This is a genomic window from Spongiactinospora gelatinilytica (assembly GCF_003236385.1).
Lineage (GTDB): Bacteria > Actinomycetota > Actinomycetes > Streptosporangiales > Streptosporangiaceae > Spongiactinospora > Spongiactinospora gelatinilytica.
Genome location: NZ_POUA01000283.1, coordinates 1 through 10357 on the forward strand (window position 1 = coordinate 1; position 10357 = coordinate 10357).

At 71.8% G+C, this 10357-nt stretch carries 14 protein-coding genes; 6 read left to right on the top strand and 8 right to left on the bottom strand.

All coding sequences use genetic code 11. The features are described from left to right. Positions 1–415, bottom strand: a 415-nt coding sequence (locus C1I98_RS28095; protein ID WP_146607664.1) for a universal stress protein, incomplete at its 3' end; no start/stop codon positions are given. Positions 416–481: 66 nt separating this feature from the next. Beyond that, positions 482–727: a hypothetical protein gene (locus tag C1I98_RS43200; protein WP_233508256.1), complete on the bottom strand. Its 246-nt coding sequence runs from the start codon at positions 725–727 to the stop codon at positions 482–484. On the opposite strand from C1I98_RS43200, the gene C1I98_RS43205 reads away from it, so the two are divergent. Continuing rightward, the gene (locus tag C1I98_RS43205; RefSeq protein WP_233508257.1) at positions 701–1642 is read left to right on the top strand and encodes an MFS transporter; all 942 of its coding nucleotides are present in this window, start codon (positions 701–703) and stop codon (positions 1640–1642) included. The two genes, C1I98_RS43200 and C1I98_RS43205, sit on opposite strands and share 27 nt — an antisense overlap. 81 nt (positions 1643–1723) lie before the next feature. Here the strand turns inward: C1I98_RS43205 and C1I98_RS28110 are convergent, their stop codons facing one another. After that, positions 1724–3310, bottom strand: a complete 1587-nt coding sequence (locus C1I98_RS28110) for an amidohydrolase family protein (RefSeq protein ID WP_111170421.1) — start codon at positions 3308–3310, stop codon at positions 1724–1726. Between the two features lie 27 nt (positions 3311–3337). Further along, positions 3338–3916 carry an NADPH-dependent FMN reductase gene (locus tag C1I98_RS28115; protein WP_111170422.1) on the bottom strand — a complete coding sequence of 193 codons (579 nt, stop codon included), beginning with the start codon at positions 3914–3916 and terminating at the stop codon, positions 3338–3340. A gap of 152 nt (positions 3917–4068) precedes the next feature. On the opposite strand from C1I98_RS28115, the gene C1I98_RS44425 reads away from it, so the two are divergent. Further along, positions 4069–4533, top strand: a complete 465-nt coding sequence (locus C1I98_RS44425) for a MarR family winged helix-turn-helix transcriptional regulator (RefSeq protein WP_233508258.1) — start codon at positions 4069–4071, stop codon at positions 4531–4533. A 6-nt stretch (positions 4534–4539) separates the two neighbouring features. On the opposite strand, the gene C1I98_RS44430 is transcribed toward C1I98_RS44425, so the two are convergent. Further along, positions 4540–4704 (bottom strand): RidA family protein, encoded by a 165-nt coding sequence (locus tag C1I98_RS44430; protein ID WP_233508259.1) that lies wholly within the window; start codon positions 4702–4704, stop codon positions 4540–4542. Between C1I98_RS44430 and C1I98_RS44435 the strand changes: the two genes are divergently transcribed. Beyond that, positions 4665–5090 (top strand): nuclear transport factor 2 family protein, encoded by a 426-nt coding sequence (locus C1I98_RS44435; protein ID WP_111170423.1) that lies wholly within the window; start codon positions 4665–4667, stop codon positions 5088–5090. The genes C1I98_RS44430 and C1I98_RS44435 overlap by 40 nt on opposite strands. Here the strand turns inward: C1I98_RS44435 and C1I98_RS28135 are convergent. Next, entirely contained in the window at positions 5054–6040 is a 987-nt protein-coding gene (locus C1I98_RS28135) for a helix-turn-helix transcriptional regulator (protein ID WP_111170424.1), read from the bottom strand. The two genes, C1I98_RS44435 and C1I98_RS28135, sit on opposite strands and share 37 nt — an antisense overlap. Before the next feature lie 83 nt (positions 6041–6123). Here C1I98_RS28135 and C1I98_RS28140 point away from each other — a divergent pair, with 83 nt between their 5' ends. Beyond that, positions 6124–6549, top strand: a complete 426-nt coding sequence (locus C1I98_RS28140; RefSeq protein WP_111170425.1) for a VOC family protein — start codon at positions 6124–6126, stop codon at positions 6547–6549. 26 nt (positions 6550–6575) lie between these two features. Here C1I98_RS28140 and C1I98_RS28145 read toward each other — a convergent pair whose 3' ends face one another. Further along, positions 6576–7106, bottom strand: a complete 531-nt coding sequence (locus tag C1I98_RS28145) for a hypothetical protein (RefSeq protein WP_111170426.1) — start codon at positions 7104–7106, stop codon at positions 6576–6578. A 246-nt stretch (positions 7107–7352) separates the two neighbouring features. On the opposite strand from C1I98_RS28145, the gene C1I98_RS28150 reads away from it, so the two are divergent. Further along, on the top strand, positions 7353–7964 hold the full coding sequence (locus C1I98_RS28150; RefSeq protein ID WP_199537271.1) for a GDSL-type esterase/lipase family protein: 612 nt from the start codon (positions 7353–7355) through the stop codon (positions 7962–7964). Positions 7965–8072: 108 nt separating this feature from the next. Then, on the top strand, positions 8073–9215 hold the full coding sequence (locus C1I98_RS28155; protein ID WP_158558214.1) for a serine hydrolase domain-containing protein: 1143 nt from the start codon (positions 8073–8075) through the stop codon (positions 9213–9215). Positions 9216–9309: 94 nt separating this feature from the next. Here the strand turns inward: C1I98_RS28155 and C1I98_RS28160 are convergent. After that, positions 9310–10357 (bottom strand): MFS transporter (locus tag C1I98_RS28160; protein WP_111170430.1); only part of this gene is annotated, 1048 nt, incomplete at its 5' end.

A 10357-nucleotide genomic window follows, 5' to 3' on the forward strand; every position in this document is an offset into this window, starting at 1 on the left:
CCACCACCCGCCCGTACTCCACCGCGCGCGGAGCCCGGACGACCACGACCGGCCCGGCTGCGTGCCCGGCCACGGCCATGCTCACCGAGCCCAGCACCATCCCGGTGAACCCGCCGAGGCCCCGGCTGCCCAGGACCAGGCCGTCCGCCGAGTCCGACTCGGCGATCAGCTCGACGGCCACGTCCCCGATGAGCAGTTCGGCCGACACCGTGACGTCACGGGTGAGGTCGCGTGCCCGGTCGGCGGCCTCCAGCGCCGCGCCGCAGTGCTCGATGCCCAGGTTGCGCCGCCACGGCTCGCACACGTGCACGACCCGCAGGTCCAGGCCGCGCCGCTGGGCGTCGAGCGCGGCCCACTCCACCGCGGCGTCGGACGGGGCGGACCCGTCCACACCGACCACGATCCGTCCGGCCATGACAGGTCTCCTGCCCGCTCAGCGCCCGCTTACCTCCGGCTCCGCGGAAAGAACCGGCCGGCGGCGTCAGGCCGGAGGAGCGGGTAGCAGGCCGCGTACCAGGGCCTGTATCCCCTTGTCGTAGGTGTCGCGGTCGGTCAGCTCCGTCCAGCGGGGGCCGAGCGCGGCCAGGCGCGGGAGCCGGGCGGGGTCCAGGCTTTCGAACAACTGGCTGCGGTGGGTCGGCCTGTCGTCCGCGCGACGGCGCGCGGCGGCCGCGCGTGCGGAGATCTCGCCCGCCGTGTAGTGCCAGATGATCCGGTACGCGTCCACGGCCTCTTCCGGCGTGAGGCCGGCCTGGACGGCCGCGTCGATGATCTCCTCCGGGTACCACTGGCCATCGGGATCGCCCGGCAGCAGGTGCCGCGCGAACGACTGCCCACGGCGATCGGCGTGCTGAGCGCGATGATGGGCGTGGGCAGCGGCGGCGGCATGATCCTCGCGGGGCTGGTCTGCCTGCTGCTCGCCGTCAGCAAGGCGCCCGCCTGGGGCTGGACTTCGGCGGCCACGCTGGGGCTGCTCGCCGCGAGCGCCGCGCTGTTCGCCGCCTGGGTGCTGTCGGCCAGGCGCACCACATCGCCGCTCATCGAGATCCCGATGCTGCTGCACCGGGGGACCGTCGGCGCGACCGTCGCGTCCCTGCTGCTCGGGTTCGCGCTGTTCGGCGTCATCACCACGCTGTCGGCCGTGGCTCAGCAGAAGCTCGGCGCCTCGGTACTCCAGGTCGGCCTGTACCTGCTGCCGACGGCGCTGCTGATGCTGGTGGTCTCGCTGCTCGCGGGGCGGCTGATGCGCCGCTTCACGGCGTCGTCGCTGGTCGGCGCGGGATCGGCGGTGGTGACCTGCGCGGCGATCTGGCTGAGCGTCGCGCACGGGTCACCGGCGGACCTGTACGGGGCGGCGAGCGTGCTGGGCCTGGGCATCGGCCTCGGGTACGCCGCGCTCGGCACGATGGCCGTCGAGCACGTCGAGCCCGCCAAGACCGCGGCGGCGGGAGGCGTGAACGCGCTGGTCAGGATCGTGGGGAGCAGCGTGGCCGGCGCGGTGACCGGGGCGGTGCTGCCGAGCGCGGGGGCGGGCTGGAGCTTCGCCGCCGCAGCCGTCGCGGCCCTGCTGTCGGCCGCCTTCGCCTTCGCGCACGGCACGCTCGGGCGTACGCCGACGGCCGTGGCCGGGGAGGCGGCGTGACCGGCGAGCGGGCGGTCGCCTGGGGCGGCGAGCCGGTGAAACCGCACCCCACGTTCCGCCGCCGCCCCGGCAGGGCATGGCCTAGCTGTACTTGAACAGGTCCGGCTTCAGGTTCATCTCCTTGAAGAGGTAGTCGCGTGAGTTCTCCAACCGGCGGGTCAGCCGGCCGAGGTCCGCGCCGAGCAGGCGGCCCCGCCACTTACGGATCTTGCCCGCGACGATCACGGTCTCGACGTTCGTGCGGTCCATCAGCGACACGACCGCCCCGGGCACGCTGTTGAGCGGCGCGACGTTGAGCGCGGTGGCGTCGAGCAGCACGATGTCGGCCTCCTTGCCGGGCGTGAGCGTGCCGGTCTTGCGCCCCAGCCCGAGGTGCTCGGCTCCGTTGATGGTCCCGTACCGCAGCACGTCGCGGACCGTGAGGAGCGGCGGCGTGCCCTCGGCCGGCTTCGGCCAGTTGTCCGGAGGCTCCCCGCTGCCCTGATCCAGGACCATCTGGTTGACGATCATGCGCTGCATGGTCATCGCGGAGCGCATCAGCGTGAACGGGTCCGCGGCCATCGTCGTCTCGACGTCGGAGCTCAGCGACGGCTCCATGCCGAGTTCCTGCATCTTGATGATCGGCGGAGTGCCGTGCCGCATGCCCATCTCGATCGGGAAGGCGATCGAGACCTGCCCGCCCGCGTCCCGGAACTTCTTCCAGATTTCATCGGACATGCCGGTCATGTGAATGAACATGTTGTCCGGCCCCACCTTGACACCGCCGGCGCCCCGGGCGATCTTCTCGAAGGCCGGCCGCATCCCGAACGAGCCGACCGAGTGGGCCGCGATCCGCAGGCCCAGCTCGCGGGCGATGGCCCAGGCCCGGGTGTACACCTCCTCGCCGAGATGCACCTCGCCGCCCATGATCATGGTAACGAGCTGGTCGTCCGAGGAGAACCACTTGCTCCTGAGCCTGCGGGCGTCTTCCGGGTACCGGGCCCCGGGGCGGCCGTCGCCCTCGAAGAATCCGAAGGCGGCACGCCTCCCGGTGTCGATCAGCGCCTGGACGGCCGCGTCGCTGTGCTCGGGAGAATGGTGGATCTGCGACACGTCGAGCACCGTGGTGACGCCCGCGTCGAGCTGGGAGAGCCCGGCGAACAGTTCGTTGATGTAAACGTCCTGCGGGCGGTACTTCTTGGCGAATCCCCCGAGAATGTGCTCGACGTAGTTGGGGTAGGCGCTGGGTGCGCCGGATTTGTCGTCGAGCAGCATGCCATTGGCGAGAAAGGCCCGCTCGGCCGTCTCGAACTGATGGTGGTGCGTGTCCACGAAGCCCGGCATGACAACGCGCCCGCGCGCATCGATGACCTCGGCCCCGGAGGCGTTGACATGAGGCTTGACCGCGACGATCCGCTTGCCCTCGACCAGGACGTCGGCGGACTCGAAATTCCCCACCTTCGGGTCCATCGACATAACCGCCCCGCCGCGGATGACATATCGGCGTCCCCGGCCGCCGGTGTTGCTCGGTGGTGCCTGGTCACGGGCCTGGGCCGCGGCCGGGGGCGCCGCGAGCAGGCCCGCGCCCGTGACGGCGGCGGCCATGACGGAGGTCTTCAGAAAGCCGCGACGCTCGGATCGCTGGGCGGCGCTCTCCGGCCGCTCGTCTTCATCCTGCCGGCTGGACATGGGGGTTTCTCCTTGAGAAAAAGCTGGTCACGATGCGCTGACGGCGGGCACGGCCCGCAGTGGGGCGAGGGCGGCACTCCAGGCGACCACCTGGCCGATCATGGTCTCCAGGGGTTCGAGGTTGTGGCCGCCGGGCTTGAAGGCGGTGAGATCCTCGAACTCCGTGAACAGGTTGAGCGTGACCTGCTGGCGGACGTCGGCCAGGTGCAGATTGCCGGCGATCGACCGCAGGTGCTCCACCGCGCGGGCCCCACCGGCCACTCCGTAGGAGACGAAGCCGACCGCTTTGTTGGCCCATTCGGCGAACACGAAGTCGATGGCGTTCTTCAGCACGGCAGGAATGCCGTGATTGTATTCCGGCGTCACGATGATGAAGCCGTCGTACGACGCGATGACGCTCGCCCATCGCTTGGTGTGCTCGTTCTGGTACCTGCCCATCGCGGGCGGGAACTGCTCGTCGAAAAGCGGTAGCGGGTGGTCACGGAGGTCGATGAGTTCAAAGGTGGCGTCGTCGCGCAGTTCGGCGTACTGCAGCACCCAGCCGGCCACCTGCTCGCTGTTACGGTGCTCGCGGGCACTGCCCAGAATGATGCCTATACGGGTCATCGAAGTACGTTGCCTTTCTGCCGGTCGCCCCGAAGCCCCCTGCACGACGGCACGACGCACGGTGTCGACGGGTGGACCCTCCATCGAGTTGATGTGTCTACTGAATACAGGCCATCGAGTAGATATGTCAACTCGCTGGTAGGATGAGCGGCATGGCGCAGCCTGGATTGACCGAACACGAGCTCCGCGCATGGCGGACGATCTTCCGGATGGTGCTGCTCCTTCCGGCACGCCTTGAGCAGCAACTACAGGCGGGCAGCGGCCTGTCCAACGCCGACTACACGGTGCTCGCCCTGTTGTCCGAGGCGCCCGGGCGGCGGATGCGCTCCTATGAGCTCGGCCGGACCGCGGGCTGGGAGAAGAGCCGCATGCACCACCAGCTCACCCGGATGAGCCGCCGCGGCCTGATCTCCCGCGAACCATGCGGCTCCCGCGGCATCTACGCCGTGCTGACCGACGAGGGCTTCGCCGCGCTGAAGAAGGCGGTGCCAGGCCACGGCCAGGAGATCCGGCGCCTGTTCATCGACCGCCTCTGCCCCGAAGAACTCGACCGGTTCGCCGGGCTCGCCGCCAAGATCCTGCACGGCCTGGACGCGGACCAGCCGTCCCGCGAGTGAGCGCGCTCAGCGCGCGTCTTCCGCGACGAGCGCCAGCGCCTCCACCTCCAGCAGCAGTTCCGGGCGGAAGAGCGCGGCCACCTGGACCGCCGTGCCGGCCGGAGGGCGTTCGGTGTCGACGTGCTCATCGCGTGCGGTCCGTACGGCGGGCAGGTGGCCGACGTCGGTCACTGGTCGCGACGGGCGACGTCGATGCGCTCGCGCCGTTGCTGCACGACGGCTTCGTCCATCACCGGCCGGACTCGACCGTCAGGCCCAAGGCGGAATGGCTCGCCGACGTACGCGCCGCGCTCGTCCCGCTGGCCGGCATGCGGGTCGAGATCCGGCATGTGCCGGGCGAAGGCGATCATGTCGTGGTGCACTCGCGGCGCAGGCTGCCGGGTGCCGGGCCGGGAATCGAGCCGGAGATCGAGGTCGTCGACATCTGGCGGCTCGACGAGGGTCTGATCGCGGAGGCGTGGGAGATCATCGAGCCGGTGGCCCAGGCGTCCGCCAATCTGACGTGGTGGGAGCCCGCTGATCACCGACCCGGCCAGGAGCCGGAAGCGGCCGCGTAGCGGCGGGCAAGCCGGGCGAAGGCGGCTTTGAGCTCGGCCGGGCCGACGACCTCGATGTCGGTGTCGAACCTGCCGATGGCCGCGGCCAGGCCGGCCCATGACCACGAGCCCAGGACGAGCCGGCAACGGTCCGGGCCGAGCTCCTCGACGGCTCCGTCGCGGGTGTAGCCGGACACGGTGGCGGCGGGCAGGTCGAGGATCACCTCACCGACGCACGGCCAGTCGCCGGAGCCGTCCGCGCCCCGGAAGCGGCCGGTCACGAAGGCGGCCACCTCGCCGCCGGGCAGCTCGCGCGGGGTGAAGCGGGGCCCGGCCGGGGTGCGCGGACTGATCCGGTCCGCCCGGAAGGTACGCCAGTCCGCGCGGTCGAGATCCCAGGCCACGAGGTACCAGCGCCCGCCCCAGGTGACGAGGTGGTGCGGCTCCACCCGGCGCGAGGTCTGCCCGCCCGCGTCGCCCGCGGCTCCTTCGTAGGTGAAACGCAGCACCTCGCGGGCGTGGACGGCGACGCTGAGCGCCGTGAGCACGCCGCCCCCGACCTGCGGAACCGGTCGGGCCGGAGGCGGTTGCACGGCGGTGACCGGCAGGGTGTCGATCCGGTGGCGCAGCCGGGCGGGCATGACCTGCCGGACGGTGTTCAGCGCACGCGCCGCGGCCTCCCCGATGCCCGCGCCCGTGGCGCCGGCGAGCTGGAGCGCGACGGCCAGGGCCACGGCCTGCTCGTCATCGAAGAGCAACGGGGGCAGCTCCGTTCCGGCCTCCAGCCGGTAGCCGCCGTCGGGGCCCTTGATCGCCATGATCGGATAGCCCAGCTCGCGCAGGCGGTCCACGTCACGGCGCACGGTACGCGGGCTGATGTCCAGCCGCTCGGCCAGCAGCGCCCCCGGCCAGTCCCGGCACACCTGGAGCAGGGAGAGCAGCGCCAGCAGCCGCGCTGAAGTCTTCGGCATGGGCCCATATTGCCCCAGGTAGCGGCCATACCCTGGCCGCTTCCCCTGCCACTGTGGTCCCCGGACAAGAGAAGGGATCGCATATGTCCGTCAATGTTGTGACCCACCTGAACTTCCGGGGTGACGCCCGCGCGGCGCTCACGTTCTACCGGTCCGTGTTCGGCGGGGAAGTGGCCGTGGTCACCTACAACGACGCCGGGAACGTCCAGGAGCCGTCCGAGGCCGACCAGGTGATGTGGGGCCAGGTGACGGCCGGCAACGGCTTTCGGGTGATGGCCTACGACGTGCCCTCGCACCTGCCCTGGGACCAGGGCGAGAACGCGTTCTTCGTGTCACTGCGGGGCCGGGCGGCCGAGGAGATCACCGCGTACTGGAAGGGACTCTCCGACGGCGCGACCATAATCCAGCCGCTGGGGCCCGCGCAGTGGGCGCCGCTGTACGGGATGTTGAAGGACCGGTTCGGCGTCACCTGGGTCGTGGACGTCGTCGGCGAGTACACCGCCCCCTGACCTCGGAAACCCGGACGGGCGGCCGATCACGGCTCGGCGGCGAGCACGTCGGCGACCATGCGGATCGCCTGGTCGTCGTCCTGCGCGATCTCGTTGACGTGACCGGCCAGGAGCAGCAGCGTCGCCTCGACCGCGTTCATCTCGGCCCGCATCCACGGGCCGTACTGGGCACGCCACAGGTTCGGTGACAGGCCGACGCCCGCCGCGACGATCAGGCCGGCCATGGTCGGGATGGCGGCGTCCTCGACGGCGTTCATCACGTGCAGCCCGTCGACGACGTATCCGAGGACGCTGCCGAGCGCTTCGGCGGAGCCCTCCCCCTGGTGCTCGTACGCCTGCCGCAGCCAGTCCACGTACACGTAGACGAGCGTGCCCGCGCCCACGATGACCTGGTCGAAGTCGGCCCCGTCCAACTGGGCGGGCCGCCCGTCGATCAGCAGGGTGCGGGCGGACGCCGGGTCACCGGAGCGGATCATGCGCAGGTGCTGGTCCAGAATGCCCAGCACCGTGTCCACGTCGCCGATGCCGGACGAGCCCGCGCTGAGAGGGGATGACATGGCTCGTTCCCTTTCGATGGGTGAGCGGATGGATACGTCTGGTGACAGCAACACCGAATTGCACAGTAGCCGGGGAGCCGCCCGTCCGGGGCGAGGTCCGCGGAGATTGGCGCCCATCCCCCATCGCGGACCGCCGGCGATCTGACGGGACGCCCTGCCCGCCACCGCCGCGGAACGGCATCACACAGAGCGGCACCGGGGCCGATCCGATCCAGCTACCGCGCCCGTGGCGATCACAGGTCCGACGTGAGCGGGCGGCCCTTCACCGAGACCACCCACTCCTGGTACTACCTCGCGGGGGTCGACGTCACCGGTGCCGCCCGGCGGCCGAGCGGCGTGGCGGCCCTCGGCGACTCGCTCACCGACGGAGGAGGCCGTACCGACGCCAACGATCGCTACCCCGACGAGCTGGCCGAGTTCCTCGTCCGGCAGGGCCGGGCACGCGGCGTCCTCAACGCCGGCATCGGCGGCAACCGCGTGCTCAACGACTCCCCCTGCTCGGGCGACAAGGCGCTGACCCGGTTCCGGCGCGACGCGCTCGACGAGCCGGGCGTGGGCACGGTCGTGGTGCTGGAGGGGAGCAACGACATCGGCCTCAGCGAGTCCGAGCACTTCTGCTTCAAGCCCAATCCCCGCGTCACCGCGGCCGAGCTGATCGCCGGGCACCGCGAGCTGATCCGGCAGGCGCACGCCCGGGGGATCAAGGTGATCGGCGCGACGCTGCCGCCGTTCAAGAAGGCCGCGTACTTCACCGAGCATGGCGAGCTGGTACGCGACGAGCTGAACCACTGGATCCGCACCTCGGGCGCGTACGACGCGGTGGCCGACCTGGACCGCGCCATGGCCGCGGCCCCGTGACAAGGACCAGCTGCACCCCGCCTACGACGGCGGCGACGGCCTGCACCCCAACGAGGCCGGCAACCGCGCGATGGCCCGGCGGATCGCCGCCGCCCTGCCCCGATAGCGGTGCCGCCGACACCGGAGATCGCGGAAGTGCCCGGGGCCGCTCCCCCCGCGTCCGCCGCCGCCGGTCAGGATTCGGTGCGGGCGGCCCTGGACAAGGCGTTCGCCGAGGCCACGGCCGATCCGGACGGCCCCGGGGTGCAGGCCGTGGCGATACGGGGCGGGCGGCTCATCTGGTCGGCGAACGCCCGCAGGGCGATCAACGAGCCGCCGGCCCCGGTCACCGGCTCGACGCTGTTCAGCCTGGCGAGTTTCGGCAAGTCCATCCTGGCCACGTACGCCCTGCACCTGGCCGAGAAGGGCGTGCTGGCGCTGGACCGCCCGATCTCCGCCCATGTCGGGACGGAGGTGCCCGGCTCGCGCGTGGTCACGCTCAGGATGCCGCTCACGCACACCGCCGGATACCCCGACCTCTACACCGACCCGGCCACCGCCCCGCTGCTGCCGGGCGGCGCGCAGTACGACCCGGACCGGCCCTACACCTTCGCCATGCTCGCGCCGGGCATTCACGAGCCGGTGAACCCCGGCGCGCGCTTCGAGTACTCCAACACCGGATTCATCATCCTGGCCGAGGTGCTGACCAGGGTGTCCCGGGGGGAGCGGGCGCTCGAACGCGACCTCAGGCACTTCTACCAGCGGACCGGCGAGCGCGGCGACCAGCTCACCGCCGTACGCTCCCCGAGCGCCTACGCCCGCTTCGCCCACGGTCACATCCCCGGCGGCGATGGCACGCTCACCGACTACTTCACCGCCTTCGGCGCCACCGGCATCCCCACCGACGTGTACGGCCTGCCGTTCGGTGACGGCATGTTCGCGGGTACCGCCTACGGCGCCGCGCGCTTCCTGGACGCCCTGTTCACCGGCAAGCGGCTGCTGCGCCCGGCCACCCTCACCGCGATGACCACGCCGTCGCCCCAGGCGGTCGCGGCGGGCTTCGCCTACGGCATGGCCACCGTCCGCACCGAGGTCGCGAACCGCACCTGGCAGGGCCACGGAGGGGCCTACGGCGGCTTCACCTCCATGGGCGCCACCGACCTGACCCGTGGCGTGACCCTGATGGTCGTCGACAACCGGCTCTCCCCCGATGGGAACGCCATGGCGACCTGGGGCGAACTGGCCCGGGCCTACGCCGCGGCCACCTCCTGACGTCAGGCCCTGGCGGGCCTGGTCACGGCCGGTGTACGACCTGATCGCGCGGGGCCAGGCCCAGGGCGTGCTGGAGCCGGGTGCAGCGGCGTGGTCAGCGTGTTGTCGGGGTACCGGCCACCGAGGCGTCGCGCCGTTTCGGCAGTGCGGTCGCCAGGAGGGCGACGGCGGTCAGCATCACCGCGATGGCGGTGAACGCCTGCCCGTAGCCGATCTCCCGTCCCCCGGTCGCCGTGACCAGGGCGGCCAGGCCGAGCGCGCCGCCGATCTGCTTGGCGGTGTTCATCAGCCCGGAGGCCGCGCCCGCGTCGGCCGGGGCGACGCCGGAGGTCACCGTGACGGTCAGCGGCGTGTTCAGCAGGCCGCCGCCGAGAGAGATCAGCACGGCCGGGCCACCGATGGCCGTCAGGTAGTCCTGGCCCGGGGCGATGCCGCTCTGCCACCAGAAACCCGCCGCGCCGATCAGCGCCCCGGCGGCGATGAGGACGCGATCGTCGGTGCGGCGCATCAGCCACGGGGTCAGGCGCAGGCCCACCAGCATGGTCAGCAACGTGTGCGGCAGGAACGCCAGCCCGGTCTGCAACGGCCCGTAGCCCAGGACGTTCTGCAGGGACAGGGTCAGGAAGTACCACATCGGGTTCAGGCACGCCCCGGCCAGTAGCATCGCCACGTTGCCCAGCCAGATCGGCCGCGCCCGCAGCAGCGACGGCGGAATCAGCGGCGCCCGCGCCACACGCGCCTCTACCAGCGCGAACAACCCCAGCAGCACGAGCCCGCCGAACGCGACGACGGGCGCGCCGGACAGGCCGTAGGCCAGCGCGCCCAGCCCGCCGGTGGCCAGCGCCGCCCCCAGCACGTCCAGCCGCCGCCCGCCGCGCCGGTCCGGGCCGGGGGGCAGCAGGTGGGCGGCGGCCAGGCAGGCCAGCCCGATCGGCACGTTGATAAGCAGGATCGACCGCCAGGACAGGTACTCGGTCAGCGCACCGCCGATCAGGTTGCCCGCCGTACCGCCGGCCAGGCTCACCGCCGTCCAGACCGTGATCGCGCGGGTACGGCGCGGCCCCTCGGGGAAGACAGACGTCAAGATCGTGAGCGTGGCCGGGGCCAGCACCGCCGCCCCCACCCCCTGACCGGCCCGGGCG